The organism is Bacteroides sp. D1 (assembly GCF_000157095.2).
In the GTDB taxonomy this organism is placed as follows: Bacteria; Bacteroidota; Bacteroidia; order Bacteroidales; family Bacteroidaceae; genus Bacteroides; species Bacteroides xylanisolvens.
The window spans coordinates 419,152-442,526 of the sequence record NZ_JH114343.1; the positions used below are offsets into that span (position 1 = coordinate 419,152).

The 23,375-nt window shown below is 42.9% G+C and carries 14 protein-coding genes; 8 read left to right on the forward strand and 6 right to left on the reverse strand.

What is annotated here, in order from left to right; genetic code table 11:
* Positions 1-10: 10 nt before the first annotated feature.
* The 6 genes from BSAG_RS09335 to metG all read right to left on the reverse strand — a co-directional run bounded on the left by BSAG_RS09335 (position 11) and on the right by metG (position 7,648).
* Positions 11-1,129 (reverse strand): glycosyltransferase family 4 protein, encoded by a 1,119-nt coding sequence (locus tag BSAG_RS09335; RefSeq protein WP_004317100.1) that lies wholly within the window; start codon positions 1,127-1,129, stop codon positions 11-13.
* Positions 1,102-2,124 carry a hypothetical protein gene (locus BSAG_RS09330; RefSeq protein ID WP_004311137.1) on the reverse strand — a complete coding sequence of 341 codons (1,023 nt, stop codon included), beginning with the start codon at positions 2,122-2,124 and terminating at the stop codon, positions 1,102-1,104. The genes BSAG_RS09335 and BSAG_RS09330 overlap by 28 nt, the downstream gene beginning before the upstream one ends.
* Complete coding sequence (locus BSAG_RS09325; RefSeq protein ID WP_004296592.1) at positions 2,121-2,984, reverse strand: phosphorylcholine transferase LicD; 864 nt, start codon at positions 2,982-2,984, stop codon at positions 2,121-2,123. Before BSAG_RS09325 ends, BSAG_RS09330 begins: the two co-directional genes overlap by 4 nt.
* 55 nt (positions 2,985-3,039) lie before the next feature.
* On the reverse strand, positions 3,040-4,092 hold the full coding sequence (locus tag BSAG_RS09320; RefSeq protein ID WP_004317101.1) for a hypothetical protein: 1,053 nt from the start codon (positions 4,090-4,092) through the stop codon (positions 3,040-3,042).
* Complete coding sequence (locus tag BSAG_RS09315; RefSeq protein ID WP_004317102.1) at positions 4,082-5,536, reverse strand: lipopolysaccharide biosynthesis protein; 1,455 nt, start codon at positions 5,534-5,536, stop codon at positions 4,082-4,084. The genes BSAG_RS09320 and BSAG_RS09315 overlap by 11 nt, the downstream gene beginning before the upstream one ends.
* A gap of 72 nt (positions 5,537-5,608) precedes the next feature.
* Positions 5,609-7,648 (reverse strand): methionine--tRNA ligase, encoded by a 2,040-nt coding sequence (gene metG, locus BSAG_RS09310; RefSeq protein WP_004317103.1) that lies wholly within the window; start codon positions 7,646-7,648, stop codon positions 5,609-5,611.
* A gap of 935 nt (positions 7,649-8,583) precedes the next feature.
* On the opposite strand from metG, the gene BSAG_RS09305 reads away from it, so the two are divergent.
* The 8 genes from BSAG_RS09305 (at position 8,584) to BSAG_RS09265 (ending at position 23,316) form a co-directional block, all read left to right on the forward strand.
* Entirely contained in the window at positions 8,584-10,644 is a 2,061-nt protein-coding gene (locus BSAG_RS09305; RefSeq protein ID WP_004317104.1) for an acetate--CoA ligase family protein, read from the forward strand.
* A gap of 643 nt (positions 10,645-11,287) precedes the next feature.
* Positions 11,288-12,583, forward strand: coding sequence for a Gfo/Idh/MocA family oxidoreductase (locus BSAG_RS09300; RefSeq protein ID WP_004317105.1), 1,296 nt, complete (start codon positions 11,288-11,290; stop codon positions 12,581-12,583).
* Positions 12,580-12,825: a hypothetical protein gene (locus BSAG_RS25680; protein ID WP_008016134.1), complete on the forward strand. Its 246-nt coding sequence runs from the start codon at positions 12,580-12,582 to the stop codon at positions 12,823-12,825. The genes BSAG_RS09300 and BSAG_RS25680 overlap by 4 nt, the downstream gene beginning before the upstream one ends.
* Positions 12,826-12,885: 60 nt before the next feature.
* Positions 12,886-14,304 (forward strand): Gfo/Idh/MocA family oxidoreductase, encoded by a 1,419-nt coding sequence (locus tag BSAG_RS09290; RefSeq protein WP_004317106.1) that lies wholly within the window; start codon positions 12,886-12,888, stop codon positions 14,302-14,304.
* A gap of 65 nt (positions 14,305-14,369) precedes the next feature.
* Entirely contained in the window at positions 14,370-15,719 is a 1,350-nt protein-coding gene (locus tag BSAG_RS09285) for a DUF1080 domain-containing protein (protein WP_004317107.1), read from the forward strand.
* Positions 15,720-15,886: 167 nt separating this feature from the next.
* Positions 15,887-16,684 (forward strand): FAD:protein FMN transferase, encoded by a 798-nt coding sequence (locus BSAG_RS09280; RefSeq protein WP_004317108.1) that lies wholly within the window; start codon positions 15,887-15,889, stop codon positions 16,682-16,684.
* Positions 16,685-17,184: 500 nt separating this feature from the next.
* The gene (locus BSAG_RS09270; RefSeq protein WP_008770548.1) at positions 17,185-21,213 is read left to right on the forward strand and encodes a two-component regulator propeller domain-containing protein; all 4,029 of its coding nucleotides are present in this window, start codon (positions 17,185-17,187) and stop codon (positions 21,211-21,213) included.
* Between the two features lie 93 nt (positions 21,214-21,306).
* Positions 21,307-23,316, forward strand: a complete 2,010-nt coding sequence (locus BSAG_RS09265; RefSeq protein ID WP_004317111.1) for a hypothetical protein — start codon at positions 21,307-21,309, stop codon at positions 23,314-23,316.
* Positions 23,317-23,375: the final 59 nt, after the last annotated feature.

The window sequence follows — 23,375 nt, forward strand, 5'->3', positions numbered from 1 at the left end:
GGGCAAAAGTTTATGCAAATGTACGGTTTTTAGAGGAAATGTTTGATATTTCCAGCAAGCTTTCTGCTATTTCGCGTGAAAAGATTTCGAGGTTGAAACGTTCTTCCGCCAGTTTGCGGGCATTCTCTCCCATGCGCCGTGCCTCTTCGGGGTGGTCGGCGATGTAGCGGATAGCGTCTATCCAGCCTTGTACGTCGTTATATTCTACGGTAATGCCGATTTCTTCCTTGTCGATGTCTATTTCGAAGTTGGGGTTGCGCGAACAGATGACGGGGATGCCGAGGGCGAATGCTTCCACGAGCGTGGTCAGTCCTACGGTATAGGGGAAGTCCAGGCAGCAGATCACGATACAGCTTTTGCGTGCCACCAGTTTCCCCAGTTCGTAGGGAATCACTCCGTCGGTATAATGGATGCGAATGGAGTCGGGCAATGCATACGGGTCGATGATCTTTTTATAGTTGATGTTACCGCATGAGACGGCAATGTACAAATCCAGTTTCTCGTTCGTTGCGGCAAATGCCTGGAGCAAGGTGTCTACGTCCCGGTTTTCTTTGCCGGTGGAGATAAATCCTTCGGGCTTCCGGTCGGGCATTTCTGCAAGCAGGTGGTCGTAGAAAGGAAGATCCGGTCCCCAATGGATGAGTTTCAGTTTGTGGGACGGTGCTTTCCGGGTTTTCTGCGAGTCCTGAATCAGTTTCCGACTGAACAGGAACATTTGGTCTATACCTTTGTAGAAAAGGCGGGAGATTTGTTCGCGCCACGGTTTGGGATTGGTGACGACAGCCGTATGATGCCAGATCACGATGGGCTTGCGGTACAGTCCCAGTGCACGGAGGAAGATGACGGGCTCTATACCCCGGAAAGAGGTGGCGTAGAGGACGTCGTATTTCTCCTTGCAGAAGAGAATCTCTTTGGTGGCGTAAAGCATGAGTTTCAGACGGCCGGAGAAATATTTGCATTTGTGCATCACGGAGTGTATTCCGTAATTCTCCAGTAAAGGAAGTCCGTATAAGATGTGTCCGGGGAATTTATATTCTTTCCATTCCTCGTAGCTTTCCCGTGTGAGGCGGGTATGGTAAAAATAAATAGTAAGCAACTTATTTAGTGGTGCTTGTTTCTTTTCAGCCATTTGTTGATTCGGTTTTTGACAGCTTTCGTAATGATGGAGAAATTGCCGTATTTCAGGTTGAGGAACAGTTCTTCGAACGAACGTCCGATCTTGATCCACGGATGATCCCAGCCCATGATGCGGTAAACGCTCTCTTTGTAGGCAACGTTTTCGATGACGTAGCGGGGATGTTTCAGTGGAAAATCCACCTCATAGCGCTTCATCGTGAAGATGCGGCGGTAACCTTTGGGCAGGGTATGAATCGAGCCGGCGAAATGGGTGGAATCTGCCGTTGCTCCCAAGTTATTAATCATGTTGCGGGTAGGCACGATGCTTAGCCCGGAGTTGAACAGTATGGAGGCGTGGAAGATCGTTTCATAAAAGGCTTTCTGCTGTTCCCGGTGACGCTGGCACATATAGATAAAGTCGCTCCGGAATTTGCGTTCCTTGATAAGCTGTTCCAGTTGTTGCATATTGAAGGAGTCGTCCAGGAAGTTGTAGAACTCATCCCATTGGTCGACTACCCGTTTCCAGCTTGCCCATCCCCAGATAGAGAAGGTGGTGGTAAAGAAATAGTCGTAGGGCATATCTTGGGTGATTTCTTCGGGGTTAAATCCGGCAATCATGCTGATGCGGGTGTCATATTCGTATTTATCCAGCATCTCCTTGCAGAATTGGAAAAAGGAGACGGCGGGCACATCGTCGTCTTCCAATACGATGCACTTGTCGACTTTCGAAAAGGCCCATTTCTGCGAAATGTACTCCGAAGGGTCGCAGCCGAAATTCTTTTCCTGATAAAGCCGTTCTACTTCACATTCCCAGTCTATCTGTGATACGATTTCACGGCAGGCTTTTATTCCGGGCAGGTCACGTTCGTTTCGTGCTCCGTCCTGATAGAGGAAGAGGCGGGACGGACGCGCTTTCTTCACTTGCTCGAACACTTGCGACAACTGTTGCGGGCGGTTGAAGAACAGGATAAGTACCGGGACGTCTACTAAAGCGGATTTCATATTCATAGTTCTTGTTTTGGGGTTGTACTGAATGACAGGGCGGCAGGATAGTGGTTGTTCACTTTTTCCTGCTCTTCTTCTGTAAATCGATGCAGGGTTGGATAGTTGTAACGCAAAAATCCTTCCAGGTCGTCGGGGGCGGTCACTGTGAGAGGGCCGAATTTCACGGGTTGCAGGTGGCGGATGCTTTCTACGGTTACGTGGTCGGCAGTGGCCATTACGTTGTTATAGTAACGGGTGTTTCGTGAGTTGAAACAGCTTTGAACTGACACCAGCATGCGGTAGATTGCTTTTTTAGAGAAAAGTAGGTCGACTACCCTGTTCAGGAAACAGGAGAAGGCTCCCCGGTTCGTGGGGTTCTCTATTTCACATGTACCGAAGTGTTTCCACATCCATATCTCTTTTCCCATCAGGCAGCATTTGAGGAAGCCGAGTGCTTCGGATTGTATTCTTCGCAGCAGCTTGTTGTCGGGAATCTTGTCGAATGGGAATATATCGACAAAAATGCCCGGATGCATCGGGACATTCTTGAACATTTCTTCTACAAAAAGGGTGTCGTTTTTCTTGACTTTGGCAAAATAATACGGGGTATGAGGGTCTGTCTCTATCCATGAAAGGAAGTAGGAAGGACCCAGTTCCCCGGGAGCTACTTTCAGAAATTTGTTGTAGTTCTCCCGCGTCATGCCTATGTCAATATCATCATCCCAGGGGAGAATCGCCTGGTCGTAGAGTGCACCGATTGCCGTGCCGCCAATCACAAAATAGGGAATGTTGTGCTTCTGACACACCCGGATGGTTTCTCCCAATATGTCGTAGAGTTCGGTATGTAATAAATCAAGCTCTTCGGCTGTATATTTCTTGTTCATCGGAAATGGTTAATGCACGTTGTATTGCAAATGTAGTAATTATATTGCTAAGTTACTATAACTTTAAGTTTCCTTGCATAAATTCGGTGGCCACTCGCCCGCGTCCCGGAATGGGGAGAACGGATGCTTGCGGAAAGTCCTTGAGCAGACAGTCTGCCGGATTGATCTCCGGATAGAACTTCTTCAACAGGAACAGGCTGGGACCGGTGGTGATACTTCCTATAAAGACGGAAGCATCCATCAATAGCTGTATCGAACAGAGGAAACGTGCCATTTGTTTCTGTTTCAGCTCTTTGGCGGTCTGCGTGAAGGCACTGTTGACGTATCCTTGCTCGTTGGGGCTGCAAAGGGTGTACCAGTGTATGTCCGGGGCAAGGGTTTGCACTTGCTCGAAGAGACGGTAGTCGTCGGTCAGTACAAAGACGTCGCGGATGGCTGTTTTTTCTTTGATGAGGCGTATGTAGTGTTCCGGTGGCAGCAGGTTGGTTTCGGTTATCTTGTCTCCTCCGCGTATCTGGCATCCTGCGTATTGAGGCGGAAGTTGCAGGGTGGTGGCAAATTGGCGACATTCCTGTGCGGTGGTGTCGTTGAGTTTCCAGGTGATTTCCGTCAGCTTTTGGAAGGTGTGGAGGTAGTCACCGTCTATTCCCAGTTCGGGGATATGGAAATGCTGGTTGGGGTTGAACGTCACTTGGAAGTTGAGTCGGATCGGTTTACCATACGTGAAGAAAGCAAGGGCTTTTCCGATGATGTTCTTGCAGGTTACTTTCAGTTTCCATTTCAGTAACTTCGTTTTAGATAGTTTTTTGTCTTGCATCAATGCTTGCCATGAAGGCAGGCGATGGGTGTTGTAGGTGTGGTGAAACGGTTCGTGCACTTGCTCGCAGAAAGGTGCGAAACAGTCTTCCCAGCCCTTTTCCCATCCGAAGTTGGCGTCGTCGGAGTAAAGCTTGAACTGTATTTTGTGTTGCAGGCAATAGAGCATTGCATGGAGCATATAGGTGTATTCGGTAAAGAATCCGGCGTCTATACCTATGTGATAGATCATCGTCTTTTTGAAAGAACTGTTCAGAAGGCGGTATTTAGTGGCAAGATCATTAGGGTTCATGTGGCTTCTTTTTGATGAAATACTGGATGCTTTCTTTAAAGGTGACCGAACGGCTGCCCCACATGGCGGCTACGTAGAGTGCTGCTGCGAGCACTATCTTGCTTGCCAGGCGGAGATAAATATTCTCGATGGAACGGGTGGAGTAATAGGTGATTACCATGACGGTGGTGGCAATGACAGCGTATGGAAGTATGTCTATCAGTGCATGGCGTAGCTTTAGTCCGATTTCTTGCCATACGAAGTAGTGCCACGTCAGTAGCCACAGTATATTGGTGGATACATAGACGGCGAGCATGGCATAGATCCCGTGTGAATGGACTAACAGAACGCCTGACAGTAGAATAATGCCGAGCGCTATGGTGTTCCACATATAGATGCGGGATTTTCCTTTGCTGATGATGAGTTGCTGATAGAGGTATGCAATGGGAGTGAAGGCTCCGCTGATACACAGAATCTGCATGATGGGTATGCTGGAATACCACTTGTCGGTGATGGTGATGGTAATCAGTTCTTCTGATACGATTCCCAGTCCGAGCATGGCGGGAAACGAGACGAAAGCGGTGAAACGCAGCATTTTGCGGAATACCCGTTTTTGCCGTTCAAGGTCGTCCGACACTTTGGTGAGTACCGGTTGCGCCACTCCGTTTATCATGCCGGATATAAAGAGCTGTCCCATGCCGCACCATTTATTGGCCTGGTTGTAATATCCTACTTCCTTTTCGGTGTAGAACTTACCCAGTATCACAGAGAACAGGTTGTTGTTGATGTGATTGAATACATTGGTTACCAATAGCTTTCCGCTGAATCCGAACATTTCCTTAATCGGGGTGAAATTGAATTGCAAGCTCGGTCGCCAACGGGTGAAATGCCAGTAACAGGCTGTGTTGACGGCTACATAAACGATGCTTTGCGTGGCAATACCCCAATAAGAGAAACCGAAGTAGGCAAGAGTGACTCCGGTGATTCCGGATACGGTAAGCCCGATAACGGAAGACAGGGCCCGCTGTTTCACCATCAGGTTTCGCAGAAGATAGGCACTGTGGGATATTCCCAGGCTGGCTATGAAGAATCCGATGAAGGAATAACGTGCCAGTGGTGTCAGTTCGGGAGTATGGTAAAAATCGGCAATGAGCGGTGCGCACAGGAATAACAGCAGATACAAGGACAGGCTGATAGCCGCATTGAACCAGAAGACAGCATTGTAATCGTTATGTGTCACTTCCTTCTTGTTGACAAGGGCGGCTGTGAAACCGCTCTCCTGTATCGAACTGGCAATGAGGGAGAAGATAGCCAACATTCCCACCATTCCATAGTCTGCCGGAGTGAGCAACCGTGCGAGGAATATTCCGAAAAGCAGGTTTAACAACTGCTGTATGCCGTTGCTGAATCCTCCCCAAAATAGTCCTTTGGCTGTCTTTTCTTTTAGTGACTGATTCTCGCTCATGTTATTTGCAAAGAATACATGAAAAGGCTATGCGCAATGATAGCTTTTCATGTATTCCCTATTTAAGTTTTATTATTTTACTTCGCTACCCGGCTTCACCTCACGTCCCGGCATGATAACTGCCAGACTGCCGTCGTTGTTTTCGGCACTTAGAATCATGCCTTCGCTGACGATGCCTTTCAGTTTGCGCGGAGCAAGGTTGGCGATGAAGCAAACCTGTTTGCCTACCAGTTCTTCCGGTTGATAATGCTTGGCAATACCCGATACGATGGTACGTGTTTCCAGTCCGTCGTCGATTTTGAATTGAAGCAATTTATCCGCTTTCGGCACTTTCTGACATTCAAGAATGGTACCTACACGGATATCCAGTTTCGTGAAGTCGTCGAATTCGATGTTCGGGCGGATAGGATTAGCCTTGTAGTTGGCTTCTTCGTTTGCTTTCTTTGTATCGAGCAATTTTTGTACTTGTGCTTCGATAGTAGCGTCCTCAATCTTTTCGAACAATAATTCCGGTTTGTTCAATTGGTGACCTACAGGCAGAAGGTTGTCGCGTCCCAGTTCAGACCATTCGAAAGTATTCATGTTCAGCATTTTGCGGAGTTTTTCCGAGCTGAACGGCAGGAACGGATCGAAAGCGATGGCAAGGTTGGCAACCAGTTGCAGGGAGATGTTGAGGATGGTACCTACACGCTCCATATCTGTTTTTGCCAGTTTCCACGGTTCGGTGTCGGCCAGGTATTTGTTGCCGATACGTGCCAGGTTCATGGCTTCTTTCTGTGCGTCGCGGAATTTGAATACGTCGAGCAGTTTTTCCACTTCTGCTTTTACGTCTGCAAATTCTTTCAGCGTTTCCTTGTCGTAGTCGGTCAATTCGCCTTGTGCAGGTACGCGCCCGTCGAAGTATTTTTGAGTCAATACCATTGCACGGTTCACGAAGTTACCGTATACGGCTACCAGTTCGTTGTTATTGCGTGCCTGGAAGTCTTTCCAGGTGAAGTCGTTGTCTTTCGTTTCCGGTGCGTTGGCGGTCAGTACGTAGCGGAGTACGTCCTGTTTGCCGGGGAAGTCCGCCAGGTATTCGTGCAACCATACAGCCCAGTTGCGGGAAGTGGAGATTTTGTCTCCTTCGAGGTTGAGGAATTCGTTGCTCGGCACGTTGTCCGGCAGGATATAGCTGCCTTCTGCTTTCAGCATGGCGGGGAATACGATGCAGTGGAACACGATGTTGTCTTTCCCGATGAAATGGATCAGGCGGGTTTCAGGATCTTTCCACCATGTTTCCCAGCTGTCGGGGAGAAGTTCTTTGGTGTTGGATATGTAGCCGATAGGTGCGTCAAACCATACATAAAGCACTTTTCCTTCTGCTCCTTCTACGGGAACAGGGATACCCCAGTCGAGGTCACGGCTCACGGCACGTGGTTGCAGTCCCATGTCGAGCCAGCTTTTGCACTGGCCGTATACGTTGGGACGCCATTCTTTATGATCTTCCAGAATCCATTTGCGCAGCCATCCTTCGTGCTTGTCGAGAGGAAGATACCAGTGTTTGGTTTCTTTCATTACCGGTTTGCTGCCGCTGATAGCACTTTTCGGGTTGATAAGATCCGTAGGAGAAAGTGAGGTTCCGCATTTTTCGCATTGGTCGCCGTAAGCACCTTCGGAATGGCAGTGGGGACATTCTCCAGTGATATAACGGTCGGCAAGGAATGTTTTTGCTTCCTCGTCGTAGTATTGTTCAGACGTTTTCTCGATGAATTCGCCTTTATCGTACAATGTTTTGAAGAAATCCGAAGCCAATTGGTGATGCGTCGGTGAAGTGGTGCGGCTATACACGTCGAATGAGATACCGAATTCTTCAAATGATTTTTTTATCAGCGAATGATAACGGTCTACTACATCCTGCGGAGTAATTCCTTCTTTCTTGGCACGAATCGTGATAGGTACCCCGTGTTCGTCCGAACCTCCGATGAATAATACATCTTCTTTTTTCAGACGCAGATAACGCACATAAATATCTGCCGGTACGTATACACCAGCCAGGTGACCGATATGGACAGGACCGTTCGCATACGGAAGTGCCGATGTGACGGTGGTTCTCTTGAATTTCTTTTCCATTATATAGTGTGATTTTTGTTGTTTTCAACTTTGCAATGTGCAAAGATAGTGACTTTTCACCACAGATTACACGGATTAACACAGATTATTTCATTGAAAAGTGGTCACAGAATGAAACAGGAACGTTTCGTAATAAAAAACAGGTAAAAAGAAAGTGTTTTACCCTGATATAAGTTGGCTAGAAAATAGCCAATTTGTATCGGGGTATTTTTATATTTTCTATTATGTTCTATTTTTAAGATTGAAACAGATTAGGAGTATCTAAACTGTATTCTAATAAAAGAAGTGACGTATAAAATACTGTATGAATATGCGGAATAAGTCATCTTTCTTGAATACAAATGAGTGAATATTCATGATTGTTGATAGAATCATGGATCATTGCTTTTAAAGGAAGACTTCGTTCCTTTTAAAGAAACGGTTTATTGGTCAGTGAGAAGTGCTTCCTTGCTTTTAAACGAAAGGACAAAAGGGTATTTAGAATACTTGTTTTGTGCTGGTTGCTGTCGAATAGGTAACATGTGAGTTGTTTCTATTTGAACTTATATTTGCAATAATCTGCTCCTGAAATTAGGAATTTTGCCTTTTTGATGTTGAATTGAATGATTTAAAGTCTGTTTTGTGTGAATGTGGATTATGCGACTTGCTTATCCTTCAAGTTTTCCAATATACTCCGGACTCATCTTGTATATTTTTGATTCTGTATGAGTTTTATGTCCATTTTTTCTGCATAAAGTAATATTCTGTTCTAATGATAAGAATTACATGGTAAGATTATAGCTTTGCATTTCAATAAGTCAGTATAATCTATATAATTTCTTGCTCATTTCCTCTTTTATCATCTATTTCCATCTATATTTCTCCCCTTTTTCTTTCTTTTTTCTCGTAAGAAAGAATATATTTGTACCTAAGTTAAACGAAAACCAAAGCATGATATGATAACAACCCAGTTGCTTCGTCCTGAAAGTATTGTCGTAGTAGGGGCATCGAATAATGTGCATAAGCCGGGTGGCGCAATATTAAAGAATTTGATAAACGGAGGTTATCGGGGAGAACTTCGGGCGGTGAATCCGAAGGAAAAGGAAGTGCAGGGAGTTCCTGCCTTTGCGGATGTGAACGATCTGCCGGACACAGATCTGGCGGTGTTGGCTGTGCCTGCCTTGATGTGTCCTGATATGGTGGAAACATTGGCTAGCAAGAAACAAACCAGGGCATTTATCATACTCTCGGCTGGTTTTGGTGAAGAAACCCACGAAGGGGCGCTGTTGGAAGAATGTATTTTGGAAACAGTTAATAAATACGGCGCTTCACTGATTGGTCCTAATTGCATTGGATTGATGAATACATGGCATCATAGTGTATTCAGCCAGCCGATTCCTAACTTAAACCCCAAAGGGGTGGACTTGATTTCCAGCTCCGGTGCTACGGCGGTATTTATTCTCGAAAGTGCCGTAACAAAAGGTTTGCAGTTCAATTCAGTCTGGTCGGTGGGAAACGCCAAGCAGATCGGTGTAGAAGATGTATTGCAATTTATGGATGAGAACTTCGATCCCGAAACGGATTCTCATCTGAAACTACTCTATATTGAAAGTATTCAGAATCCGGACAGGCTGTTATTTCATGCTTCGTCTTTGATTAGAAAAGGGTGCAAGATTGCGGCAATCAAAGCCGGAAGTTCGGAGAGCGGAAGCCGGGCGGCATCTTCCCATACAGGAGCAATCGCCAGTTCCGATTCGGCAGTAGAGGCTTTGTTCCGTAAAGCAGGCATTGTGCGTTGCTTCTCTCGTGAAGAATTGACTACTGTGGGTTGCGTGTTTACTTTACCCGAATTGAAAGGAAAGAATTTTGCCATTATCACTCATGCCGGAGGGCCGGGAGTGATGCTGACAGATGCGTTGAGTAAAGGCGGACTGAATGTGCCTAAGCTGGAGGGAGAAGTAGCCGAGGAACTAAAAGCTCAACTATTTCCCGGTGCTGCCGTCGGAAATCCTATTGATATTCTGGCTACCGGAACACCGGAACATCTGCGCCTTTGCATTGACTACTGCGAGGAAAAGCTTGACAATATAGACGCCATGATGGCTATCTTCGGAACTCCGGGATTGGTTACTATGTTTGAAATGTATGATGTGCTTCACGAAAAGATGCAGACTTGCAAGAAACCGATTTTTCCCATTCTTCCTTCCATTAATACAGCCGGAGCAGAGGTTTCCGCCTTCCTGGCAAAAGGGCATGTGAATTTTGCAGACGAAGTGACCTTGGGTACTGCCCTTTCACGTATCGTCAATGCTCCTAAACCGGCAGTTCCTGAAATAGAACTGTTCGGAGTGGACGTTCCGAGGATTCGTCGTATTATTGATTCTATTCCGGAGGATGGTTATATCGCTCCCAATTATGTACAGGCATTGTTGCACGCTGCCGGTATTCCGTTGGTAGATGAATTTGTTTCCGACAATAAAGAGGAGATAGTAGCTTTTGCCCGTCGGTGCGGATTTCCGGTAGTTGCCAAGGTTGTTGGTCCTGTGCACAAATCAGATGTCGGTGGTGTCGTTTTGAACATTAAAAGTGAGCAACATCTGGCACTGGAATTCGATCGTATGATGCAGATACTTGATGCAAGAGCAATTATGGTACAGCCGATGCTGAAAGGTACGGAACTGTTTGTTGGCGCAAAATATGAAGAGAAGTTCGGTCACGTGGTACTTTGTGGTTTGGGAGGTATTTTTGTGGAGGTGCTGAAAGATGTATCTTCCGGTTTGGCTCCGCTTTCTTACGAAGAAGCTTATTCAATGATTCATTCTTTGCGTGCTTATAAAATCATTCAGGGAACACGTGGGCAAAAGGGAGTCAACGAAGATAAATTTGCTGAAATTATTGTCCGTTTGTCCACTTTACTACGTTTCGCTACAGAGATCAAAGAAATGGATATAAATCCGCTCTTAGCAACAGAAAAGGCCGTTGTAGCAGTTGATGCGCGTATCAGAATAGAAAAATAGGACTATTCTTTCATTCATTGAGACATAGTTTTTATATATATTTCGAGAAATATTATTCCAAGATCCAAACTTTCTCCATCTTATTTTGCCAAGTGTTTCCAAAACAATTTGGAGTATTGCCAATGGATTTTGTAAGTTAATATTGATTTAGAACTATAAAGATTAGGTAAAAAGAATCTCTTAAAAGAATGATTTGATGAAAAAGTATGTAAATTTGTTCGTCTTCGTATTCATGATAGATGCCTGTTTTTCACGGGGGGGGGGAAAGCACAGACAAAGTCTGCAGTGGGTTATAAAAATCTGATTGTAGATATTGCCAGGCCTGACTCTACGGTGAGTAAAGCTGCGGATGGGTGTTTTTATGTGTATGTTACCGAATTTACCAGAAATGTTCCGATAATGAAGTCGAAAGATTTGGTAGAATGGATGTATTGCAACACGGCATTCCCGATAAGACTCGTCCTTGGTTTGAGCCTAAAGATGGAATTTGGGCACCCGATATTAAAATTATATGGACGGTAAATATGTGTTGTATTATGTAATGTCGGTGTGAGGAGGATCTCCTTCTTACGAAACACAAAAAGCACCTGTATTTAATAACTGATTTTCAAATAAACCAATTATAATCTTAAATACCACAAGCATGAAACATACCCCTATTAGCAGGCGGGATTTTCTAAAGAATTTAGGCATAGCCGGGGCTGGCACTCTTCTTGCAGCAAGCCCTTGGCTTTCTGCTTTTTCGGAGGTGATGAACACCTCAAACGAGAAGTGTCGTCTGGCAATTATCGGGCCTGGTTCCCGGGGACGGTTTTTAATGGGATTTTTAGCTAAGAACCCCAAAGTCGATATTGTAGCATTGTGCGACATTTATAAACCGTCTATTGAGAACGCATTGAAACTTGCACCTAATGCCAAAGTGTATGGTGATTACCGGGAAGTGTTGGAAGATAAGTCGATAGATGCTATACTCGTAGCTACTTCTCTTAGCTCGCATTGTAAGATCGTATTGGATGCTTTCGACGCAGGAAAGCATGTGTTCTGTGAAAAGTCAATAGGTTTCACGATGGAAGAGTGTTACCGTATGTATCAGAAGCATCGTAGCACGGGAAAGATTTTCTTCACAGGACAACAGCGTCTGTTCGATCCTCGTTACATTAAAGCAATGGAGATGATTCATGCAGGTACCTTTGGTGAAATAAATGCCATCCGTACTTTCTGGAATCGGAATGGGGATTGGAGACGTTCGGTACCTTCACCCAATTTGGAACGCCTGATAAATTGGCGTCTTTACAAAGAGTTCTCAAAAGGACTGATGACGGAACTCGCTTGCCATCAACTTCAGATCGGAAGCTGGGCTTTGCGTAAGATACCCGAAAAGGTGATGGGACACGGTGCCATCACTTATTGGAAAGACGGCAGAGATGTGTATGACAATGTGAGCTGTGTATATGTGTTTGATGATGGGGTAAAGATGACATTTGACTCTGTTATTTCCAATAAATTCTATGGACTGGAAGAACAGATCATGGGTAATCTCGGAACGGTAGAACCGGAAAAGGGAAAATATTACTTTGAAAGTGTAGCTCCTGCACCGGCCTTCCTGCAAATGGTGAATGACTGGGAAAACAAAGTGTTTGACTCTCTGCCTTTTGCCGGAACAAGCTGGGCGCCGGAAACAGCAAACGAAAACAAAGGAGAATTCATTATCGGAGAACGTCCCAAGAGCGATGGTACATCATTGTTGTTGGAAGCTTTTGTTGAGGCCGTCATAACACAAAAACAACCTAAAAACATCGCAGAAGAAGGGTATTATGCAAGTATGCTCTGTTTGTTGGGACATCAGGCATTGGAAGAAGAACGGACACTCTATTTCCCTGATGAGTATAAAATAGACTATCTGAACCATCAATCTGTAAAAACATCCGAAGCAATATGAAAGACACGATTGTAACCGCACGACGTAAGAAAATAGAGTTAATCACTTTACTCGTTTGTTTCGTAGTATCTAATTTGCTACATCTTTATGCAATTATTGCTTATCATGCACCATTTACGGAGATGATAACGTCTATTTTTTATATAATTATATTTACTTTTGTGCTTTATGCTTTCTGGGGGATTTTGCGTCTCTTGTTTTATGGAATGCAAGCACTATTTAAAAAGAAAAGCAGGAGTTGATAGTTTTCTTGCATAATTTTAAAGAAGAACTTAATCAATATCAATGAAAATAAATAATTTATGGTAACACGAAGGGATTTTTTGAAAACGATGTCGATGGCTTCAGCCGGATTGGCATTGGGAACCGGTGATTTATTACATGCGCAAACTGCTTCACCTAAAAAAGGAAGAGGTGACAAAGTGAAGATTGCTTATATCGGCATTGGTAACCGTGGAGAGCAGATTATTGAAGACTTTGCACGGACAGGTATGGTGGAAGTGGTGGCTTTATGTGATGTAGATATGGGTGCCAAACATACACAAAAGATAATGGCTAAATATCCGAAAGCAAAGCAGTTTAGGGATTTTCGCCAAATGTTTGATAAGGCCGGTAACGAATTTGATGCTGTAGCAATTGCTACTCCCGACCATTCGCATTTCCCGATCAGTATGCTGGCTTTGGCATCCGGAAAGCACGTATATGTAGAGAAACCGCTGGCACGTACCTTCTATGAAGCGGAACTGTTGATGCAAGCTGCGCTTAAACGTCCGAACTTGGTTACTCAAGTAGGAAATCAGGGACATTCTGAAGCAAACTATTTCCAGTTTAAAGCCTGGATGGATGCGGGAATTATCAAAGACGTTACTGCTATCACTGCCCACATGAATAACCCACGTCGTTGGCATAAATGGGACACTAATATTTATAAACTTCCTTCCGGTCAGCAACTGCCGAAAGATCTGGATTGGGACACTTGGCTCGGAGTTACTCCTTATCACGAGTATAATAAAGATTATCATTTGGGACAATGGCGTTGTTGGTATGATTTTGGTATGGGAGCATTGGGCGACTGGGGAGCACATATCCTCGACACGGCTCACGAATTCCTGGAACTGGGATTGCCATACGAAGTCACTATGCAATATGCAAAAGGGCATAATGATTACTTCTTCCCGTATTCTTCCACGATTCTCTTCCGTTTCCCGCAGCGTAAAGGAATGCCACCGGTAGATATTACCTGGTATGATGGTTTGGATAATCTTCCTCCTATTCCTGCCGGTTATGGAGTTTCGGGACTAGATCCGAACATCCCGGTAACTAATCAGGGAGATACTCCGAAGTCTAAGTTGAATCCAGGAAAGATCATTTATACTAAGGATTTGATCTTCAAGGGTGGTAGTCATGGAAGCACTTTGTCTATAATTCCGGAGGAGAAAGCAAAAGAGATGGCAGACAAGTTGCCGAAGGTTCCTAAAAGTCCTTCCAATCACTTCGAGAACTTCTTGTTGGCATGTAACGGTATTGAAAAGACACGCTCACCGTTCGAAATCAATGGAGTGTTGAGTCAGGTATTCTCACTGGGGGTGATGGCTCAACGACTTAATACACAGTTGTTCTTTGATCCTCGTACGAAGCAGATTACAAATAATGAATTTGCTAATGCAATGCTGGCGGGACTTCCACCGCGTAAAGGTTGGGATGAATTTTGTAAATTATAAATAGAAAATAGCCTTTTCCATTCCTTCTTCTAATATAAGGGAGTGGGAAAGACTAATCAATGATTATGAAGAAGAATATCGTATTAACTTTACTTTTATTCTGTACCGCTTCTTTAGGTGCGCAGAATTGGGAACCTCTTTTCAATGAGAAAAACCTGAAAGGATGGAAGAAATTGAATGGCAAAGCCGAGTATAAAATTGTAGATGGTGCCATTGTCGGTGTATCTAAAATGGGAACACCCAATACTTTTTTGGCAACGACAAAGAATTATGGTGACTTTATCCTTGAGTTTGACTTCAAGGTAGATGACGGTTTAAATTCCGGAGTACAGCTTCGTAGTGAAAGCAAGAAAGATTATAAGAAAGGTCGTGTACACGGTTATCAGTTTGAGATCGATCCTTCCAAACGCGCTTGGTCAGGTGGTATCTATGATGAGGCACGTAGAAACTGGCTTTATCCTTTGACGCTGAATCCGTCGGCAAAAACCGCTTTTAAGAATAATGCATGGAATAAAGCTCGTATTGAGGCTGTGGGTAACTCAATCCGTACTTGGATAAACGGAGTACCTTGTGCTAATATCTGGGATGATATGACTCCTGTGGGCTTCATTGCTTTGCAAGTGCATGCCATTGGAAATGCGGCAGATGAAGGTAAAACTGTTAGTTGGAAAGATATCCGCATTTGTACGACAGACGTAGAACGCTATCAGACACCGGAAGCGCAAGCTGCACCGGAAGTGAATCTGATTGCCAACACGATTTCTCCGAATGAAGCAAAAGAAGGATGGACTCTATTATGGGATGGTAAGACTACTGATGGATGGAGAGGAGCTAAGCTTTCTACTTTCCCTGCAAAAGGCTGGAAGATAGAAGATGGAATTCTGAAAGTAATGAAGAGTGGTGGCGCTGAATCTGCTAATGGCGGTGATATTGTGACTACCCGTAAATACAAGAACTTTATTCTGAAAGTAGATTTTAAGATTACCGAAGGTGCCAATAGCGGAATTAAATATTTCGTAAACCCGGATATGAATAAAGGTGCAGGCTCTGCTATCGGTTGTGAATTCCAGATTCTTGATGATGACAAACATCCTGATGCAAAACTGGGTGTGAAAGGTAACAGAAAGCTAGGTTCGTTGTATGATTTGATTCCGGCTCCTAAGAATAAACCTTTCAACAAGAAAGAGTTTAATACTGCTACCATTATCGTAAAAGGTAACCATGTAGAACATTGGTTGAACGGAGTTAAATTGATTGAATATGATCGTAACAATGATATGTGGAATGCATTGGTAGCATACAGTAAATATAAAAACTGGCCTAATTTCGGAAATCCGGAGGAAGGAAATATACTTCTTCAGGATCACGGAGACGAAGTATGGTTCAAGAACGTGAAAATTAAAGAACTGAAGTAAGGCGTATTCCATATTATTGTGGGAGATACGTCAAAATTCTTTATGACTTTTTATTCAGGCACGGATTGCGCGAATTTCACGGTTGTTCTAATGAAATAGCAATCGTGTAATTTGGGTAATCCGTGCCTAATTTGTCCTGCTATACGATGCAAGTCCCTATTCAACATATGTATAAGCCGTCCCATGAAGGCAGTGGACTGCTTTATGCCTGGTTTCTTTCCATGCATACACGGGTGGATATTATCCTGTATAGCAAGAAAACGGAAGGAGAATTGTTGTTTGTGGTCAATTGTATTTATGATGCATTGTGCCGGTTGGAAAAGATGGCGAACTTTTATAATCCGGCCAGTGAATTGGCTTATGTCAACCGGACAGCTTTTGTTTCTCCGGTCGTTCTTAGCGAAGAACTCTATTCAATGATTGATCTATGTCTGGAATATAATGGGAAGACTCTGGGGTGTTTTGATATTACAGTCCATTCAGAAAATTACAATCAGAACACGATACAATCGGTCCATTTATCAGCTGAAGATCATAGTATCTATTTTTCACGACCGGGAGTTGCTGTCAACTTATCTGGTTTCCTCAAAGGGTATGCTTTGGAAACAATTAAAAGCATATTGAATGAGTGTGTGATAGAAAATGCATTGATAAATATGGGAAACAGTTCCGTCCTTGCTTTAGGTAATCATCCGGTAGGAACGGGATGGAAAGTCAATAATATACTTCTTCATAATGAGTGTCTTACAACCTCTGGTAATGACTCTCCTGAACGTCGGCATATTGTTTCTCCTCGAGATGGAAAATTGGTGGAAGGTGCTCGACAGATATCTGTAGTTACAACTAATGGGGCAATAGGAGAAATATTGTCTACCGCTTTGTTTGCTGCTGACAGCGAACTGCGCAAGGATTTACTGGCTGAATTCTCTTCTGTATTAAGCCAGTTTTTCTTGATTGGTTATTAGGTATTTCTCTGATGTGCTAATATTTGTTTTCCTAAGTAGCTATGTTTGATTTTAAAGTATTCTGATGGGTTTTTCAATTATTAATAATTAAGGAGGTAGTTATTAATAGTTGAGGTGATAACTACTGATATCTGACAGGGCTTTTTGGGGCATATAGATACAAAATAGATACGGTAACTATTGTCAGGGAATGAGAACGCTATATGATAGAGATGCTCAATAATTCTGTTTCAGGTATAAATAAGGTATTGTTATTGCTAAAAGTGACAGTGTGGTACTTTGCGGTTTGGGAGGTGTTTTTGTGGAGGTGCTGAAAGATGTGTCTTCCGGTCTGGTTCCTTTTTTAGCTACACCAAAAGCCGTTGTAGCAGTTGACGCGGCGTATCCGAATAGAAAAATAGGACTATTCTTTCATTCATTGAGACATATTTACTATCTTTCCGCTGTGATTTTGCCTACATTTGGTAACTCAAACGGAAGGATAGAAAATATGTATATTTATGAAGAAAGTTCTAATACTTTTAATCTGTTTAATAGGCTATCAGATAAGCTGCCATGCACAAATGGCGGATGAACATTATTATTTTAAAAATCTAAGTGTACAAAACGGCTTATCCCAGAATACGGTTAATGCGATTTTGCAGGACAGGCAAGGCTTTATGTGGTTCGGCACCAAAGATGGCTTGAATAGATATGACGGTTTATCATTCCGTAAATTCAAACATGATGACCGTACTCGACGGAGTATCGGAAATAATTTTATCACAGCACTTTATGAAGATACGAAAGGAGATATTTGGGTAGGTACTGACGTGGGACTTTATATCTATGATCCTGAAAAAGACTCTTTCCGGCACTTTACCGAATTGAGTGAGGAAAACACTAAAATAGAACATACTGTAACCGCAATTTCCGGAGACAACGAAGGATGCGTTTGGGTGGCAGTGGAATCACAGGGACTGTTCTGTTATAATCTCGAGAAAGGAGAGCTTCAAAACTATACCTTACAGAACTTCTCCTTTCTTACTACTAATGTTGAGACCTTTGCTTTTGACAATAGCGGAACCCTTTGGATCGGCTGTTATGGTGATGGACTATTCTATTCGAAAGACCGTCTGCAAACCCTTCATCCTTATCTTTCGCCTCTGGATAACAAGGAATTTTATGCGAACGACGTAGTGACCTGTATTGTGAAAGGTGCATACAATTGTCTGTATGTAGGTTCTTTAAAGGGAGGGGTGAAAGAGCTGAACCTGACCTCTAACAAATTGCATGACTTGCTTTCAGAAGATGAAAGTGGAGAGCCTGTTTTCTGTCGTGAACTGTTGGTCGCTTCTGACAATGAACTATGGATTGGTGCAGAGTCGGGACTTTATATTTATAATTTCCGGTTAAGTAAGTACGCCCATTTGCGCAGTTCGATCAATGACCCTTATTCTTTATCCGATAATGCCATTTATTCATTGTGTAAAGATCGTGAGGGTGGCATATGGATTGGTTCTTACTTTGGTGGTATAAACTACTATCCCCGTTTTTATACGAACTTCGAGAAATATTATCCCAAAGGGACTGATAAAGGTTTGCATGGGAAACGGGTACGTGAGTTCTGTCAGGATAACCAAGGAATTCTGTGGATTGGTACAGAAGATGGCGGTCTGAATCGTTTTAATCCTAAGACCAAGACTTTTTCTTTTTTTACACCAAGCAATGCTTTTACAAATGTTCATGGGCTGTGTTTAGTTGATGATAACCTTTGGGTGGGCACTTTTTCGAAAGGAGTGAAAGTGGTGGATACGCGTACGGGAGCTATTGTGAAAACCTATCAGAAGACAGATTCGCCCCGCTCATTGATAGATAACAGTGTTTTCTCTATTTGTAGAACGACGACAGGGGATATTTATCTGGGTACTTTATTCGGTTTGTTGCGTTATAATAGACAATCTGACGATTTTGACCGGATACCAGAGCTGAATGGCCGGTTTGTATATGACATAAAAGAAGATTTCGGAGGAAACCTTTGGCTGGCCACTTATGCAAACGGCGCTTACTGTTATAATGTAAGCGAGAAGAAATGGAAGAATTATCTGCACAATGAAAATGATCCGAAAAGCCTTCCGTATGATAAAGTGGTAAGTATCTTCGAAGATTCTCACCGGCAAGTTTGGTTGACAACTCAAGGCGGAGGGTTCTGCCTGTTCCACCCGGAAACGGAAACTTTTACCAGCTATAATCTGGCAGACGGATTGCCAAACGATGTTGTTTATCAGATTGTAGAAGATAAAGACGGATTTTTCTGGTTGACAACGAATAATGGGCTCGTATGTTTCCAACCTACTACCGGAACAATGAAAGTATATACTACCTCTAATGGTCTGTTGGGCGATCAGTTTAATTACCGCTCCAGTCTGGAGACGGAAGACGGTACGATTTATTTGGGAAGTATCGACGGTTTTATCGCTTTCAACCCGAAAACTTTTTCAGAGAATAGGTCGCTTCCATCTATTGTGATTACGGATTTCCTGTTGTTTGGTAAAGAAGTGTATGTCGGTGAACCGGGATCTCCATTGAAAAAGAGTATCACTTTCTCTGATGAACTCATTCTCCAGTCTAACCAGAACTCTTTTTCTTTCCGGGTAACAGCATTAGACTTTCAAGCTCCAAGAATGAGTAAAATCATGTATAAACTGGATGGTTTTGATGCAGATTGGCTGACAATTGGCGAAAGTCCTATCGTTACTTATTCCAATCTGCGATATGGCAATTATACATTCAAGGTGAAAGTTTCTAATAGTGACGGAGTATGGAATGAAAACGAAATATCATTAAAAGTGCATATCCTTCCGCCTTTTTATTTTTCTGCTTGGGCTTATTTTGTGTATGCTTTGTTGATTATAGGTTGTTCTTTGTATATAATTATGTATTTCAAAAGACGTAGTAATAATAAGCATCGCAGGCAGATGGAGAAGTTTGAGCAGGAGAAGGAGCGTGAGGTTTATCATGCAAAGATTGACTTTTTCACGAATGTAGCTCATGAGATACGTACACCGCTGACATTGATTAAAGGTCCGTTGGAAAACATCATACTGAAAAAACAAGTGGATGCTGAAACCCGTGAGGACTTGAACGTCATGAAACAGAACACGGAACGATTACTTAATCTGACCAATCAGCTACTTGACTTTCGCAAGACGGAAAGCCAGGGATTCCGGTTGAACTTTGCAAAATGCAATATAACGGAAGTACTGAAAGAAACCCATGTACGTTTCACTTCTCTTGCAAAACAGAAAGGGTTGGATTTTACCCTACAGGTTCCAGAGAAGGACTTCTATGCTCATGTTAATCAGGAAGCATTTACGAAGATTATTAGCAATCTGCTGAACAATGGAATGAAATATGCCGAAAGTTATGTACATGTAATGTTGGAAGCTCCCCAAAGGGATGATAATAATCTATTCCGTATTCGCACAGTGAACGATGGAGTAATTATTCCTGATGCAATGAAAGAGGAGATTTTTAAACCTTTTGTTCGTTTTAATGAACAAGAGGACGGAAAGGTGACTACCGGTACTGGAATCGGTTTAGCACTCTCCCGCTCGCTGGCTGAATTCCATCTGGGAACGTTGGTTATGGAGGCAGGAGAGGAAAGTAATATTTTCTGTTTGACTTTACCGGTTGTTCAGGATACGACAATCACTTTGACTCCGGAGGCGGAGGTTGAAATTGAAAGGGTTAACGAAATTCCTGCAGAGCAGGCAGGAAAGAAAGATAATCGCCCCGCTGTGCTGGTAGTGGAAGATAATCCTGATATGCTAACTTTTGTTGTCCGTCAATTGTCGAGAGATTATACAGTGCTGACAGCCACTAATGGTGCAGAAGCCTTACAGGTGCTCGATGGCAATTATGTGAACTTAGTGATAAGTGATGTTGTGATGCCCGTGATGGATGGTTTTGAATTATGTAAGACTATTAAGTCAGATTTGAATTACAGTCATATTCCTGTCATCCTGCTGACTGCCAAGACCAATATACAATCAAAGATAGAAGGGATGGAACTGGGGGCAGATGCTTATATTGAAAAACCTTTCTCTGTAGAATATCTGCAAGCATGTGCTTCTAATCTTATTCAGAATAGGGAAAAATTACGTCAGGCTTTTGCAGAGTCTCCTTTTATAGCTGCTAATACAATGGCCTTAACAAAAGCTGATGAGGAGTTTATTAAGAGGTTGAACGAAGTAATCCAAATTAATTATGGCAACCCTGAATTTAGCATGGATGATATGGCGGATAAGCTGAATATGAGCAGGTCTAACTTTTATCGGAAAATAAAGGGAGTCTTGGATTTGAGCCCGAATGAGTTTTTACGCTTGGAGCGTTTGAAAAAGGCGGCCCAATTGCTGAAAGAGGGAGAAAACCGTGTGAATGAAATCTGTTATATGGTAGGATTTAATTCTCCGTCTTACTTTGCTAAATGTTTTCAAAAGCAATTTGGAGTATTGCCTAAAGATTTTGTTAATTCGAAAGAAGAGTAGTTTATACATAAAGCTGTATTTCATTCTATTGCATCTATTATATTGAGATTTTATAATTTATTAGTGTAAATTTTTTTAATAATACTATAAGATATGATGACCAGACAAAAGACAGTGTGGCTTGCACTATTACTAATTGGATTATATACTGATTTTTTGAATGCCAGTGAGATAATGAGATGGATGATTGCTTCTTCCGATAGTATTTGCTGGAAAGTGAATGGGGCGCATAATGACCACATTGAAATGAGTGGACTGAAAGTTTCAACGGTATTGCGCTATGGTGTTAATGAGGCAGGTGAATGGGTGATTGACCGGAATATGGTTTTACCTACTTTTCGTACTATCCCTAATGATACCCATGGTAGTTTACAACACCATTTTAATGGGGACTGGGCACATTTATGTCTTGTAAATGGCCAGCCGTTAGTAGGGGAAAAGGTGGAGACTGTATCGTTGAATGGAATTATGACTGTAAAGAGTATATATGCTGCTAGGGGGATTTCATTGACACGTACGCTTTTTCCTTCCACATCACAACCGGCCTTCTGTGAGAAATATGAGTTGGAGAATACGACAGATCACCCACAGACAGTTCAATTCCCATCGACCACTCTTTCTTATTCTACTGATGAGACAAAAGGAGTGGAGGGTAGCTATACATTAACGGCCACTCTTTCTTCTCCAGTAAAAAATGGTACTTATCTACTGAAAGCCGGAGAAAAAGCTTGGTTTCAGGTAGTCTATGCAGGATATAAGAAACATGATCAGGAGTTGGCGCTGGATGTTAATAATGAACTTTTGGCACGTCGGAGATTTTTGAGACGGATACAAGGTAACCTTGTGTTAGAAACTCCGAATGACGTAATCAATACCATGTTTTCTTTTGCCAAGATACGTGGTTCGGAAAGCATATTTGATACCAAAGGCGGATATATGCAAAGCCCTGGCGGAGAAGCTTATTATGCTGCTGTTTGGGCAAATGATCAGGCTGAATATATCAATCCATTTTTTCCATATTTAGGTTATCAAGCCGGAAATCGTTCGGCTATGGATTCATTCGGCTTGTTTATGCGCTATATGAATGATGAGTATAAACCTTTACCCTCGTCTATAATTGCAGAGGGGATTGATTGTTTTGGTGTTGCGGGTGATCGTGGTGATGTAGCAATGGTTGGCTATGGTGCAGCACGTTATGCTTTGGCATCCGGTAATCGTAATGAGGCTGAAAAATTGTGGCCGCTGATTGAATGGTGTCTGGAGTATTGTCATCGCCAACTGAACGTAGACGGGGTAGTAAAATCAGATTCAGATGAACTTGAAAATCGTTTTCCTGCCGGAAAAGCTAATCTATGTACATCTTCATTATATTATGATGCCTTGATTTCAGCTGCTTATCTGGGGAAAGCGTTGAAAAAAGAACATAAACAGATAAAGTCTTATCAGGATAGGGCTGCTGAACTTTATAAGAACATTGATGTATATTTTGCCCGTAATGTAGAGGGGTATGATACTTATCGCTATTATGATGGTAATACTGTACTACGTTCATGGATTTGCATTCCTTTGACTATGGGTATTTATGAGCAGGCGAAAGGTACTGTAGAGGCTCTATTCTCTGATAAACTATGGATGGAGAATGGGTTGTTAACTCAGTCGGGTACTTCTACTTATTGGGATCGTTCTACACTCTATGCTTTCCGGGGGGCTTACTCTTGTGGTGCTAGAGACATAGCTACTGAATATTTGGATAAATACTCTGCTACTCGTTTGTTGGGTGATCATGTTCCTTACGCAGTGGAAGCGTGGCCGGAGGGAAACCAAAGGCATTTGTCCACAGAAAGTGCTTTGTATTGTCGCATTATGACTGAGGGCTTGTTCGGCATCCGTCCCATAGCATTGGATGCTTTTGTGATGACACCGCAGTTGCCGGAAAGTTGGAACATGATGTCATTGAAACGTGTCTGTGCATTTGGTTCCATATTCGATATTGAGGTGAAGCGTGATAAAGATAACAAACTGTCGGTTTTGATAAAAAAGGATCATAAGATTGTAAAAAGAAGCAAGATAATGAACGGAAAACCGATCGAAGTGCGCATTTAAATAAGATAAAATAATCTGCCCTTTGGTTTAAGCCAATTTTGGTAACAAAATTGGCTTAA

Coding starts and splice junctions, on each gene's coding strand:
- BSAG_RS09335 (WP_004317100.1), bottom strand. CDS start 1,129: ATGGCTGAAAAGAAACAAGCACCACTAAATAAGTTGCTTACTATTTAT.
- BSAG_RS09330 (WP_004311137.1), bottom strand. CDS start 2,124: ATGAATATGAAATCCGCTTTAGTAGACGTCCCGGTACTTATCCTGTTC.
- BSAG_RS09325 (WP_004296592.1), bottom strand. CDS start 2,984: ATGAACAAGAAATATACAGCCGAAGAGCTTGATTTATTACATACCGAA.
- BSAG_RS09320 (WP_004317101.1), bottom strand. CDS start 4,092: ATGAACCCTAATGATCTTGCCACTAAATACCGCCTTCTGAACAGTTCT.
- BSAG_RS09315 (WP_004317102.1), bottom strand. CDS start 5,536: ATGAGCGAGAATCAGTCACTAAAAGAAAAGACAGCCAAAGGACTATTT.
- metG (WP_004317103.1), bottom strand. CDS start 7,648: ATGGAAAAGAAATTCAAGAGAACCACCGTCACATCGGCACTTCCGTAT.
- BSAG_RS09305 (WP_004317104.1), top strand. CDS start 8,584: ATGATAACAACCCAGTTGCTTCGTCCTGAAAGTATTGTCGTAGTAGGG.
- BSAG_RS09300 (WP_004317105.1), top strand. CDS start 11,288: ATGAAACATACCCCTATTAGCAGGCGGGATTTTCTAAAGAATTTAGGC.
- BSAG_RS25680 (WP_008016134.1), top strand. CDS start 12,580: ATGAAAGACACGATTGTAACCGCACGACGTAAGAAAATAGAGTTAATC.
- BSAG_RS09290 (WP_004317106.1), top strand. CDS start 12,886: ATGGTAACACGAAGGGATTTTTTGAAAACGATGTCGATGGCTTCAGCC.
- BSAG_RS09285 (WP_004317107.1), top strand. CDS start 14,370: ATGAAGAAGAATATCGTATTAACTTTACTTTTATTCTGTACCGCTTCT.
- BSAG_RS09280 (WP_004317108.1), top strand. CDS start 15,887: ATGTATAAGCCGTCCCATGAAGGCAGTGGACTGCTTTATGCCTGGTTT.
- BSAG_RS09270 (WP_008770548.1), top strand. CDS start 17,185: ATGAAGAAAGTTCTAATACTTTTAATCTGTTTAATAGGCTATCAGATA.
- BSAG_RS09265 (WP_004317111.1), top strand. CDS start 21,307: ATGATGACCAGACAAAAGACAGTGTGGCTTGCACTATTACTAATTGGA.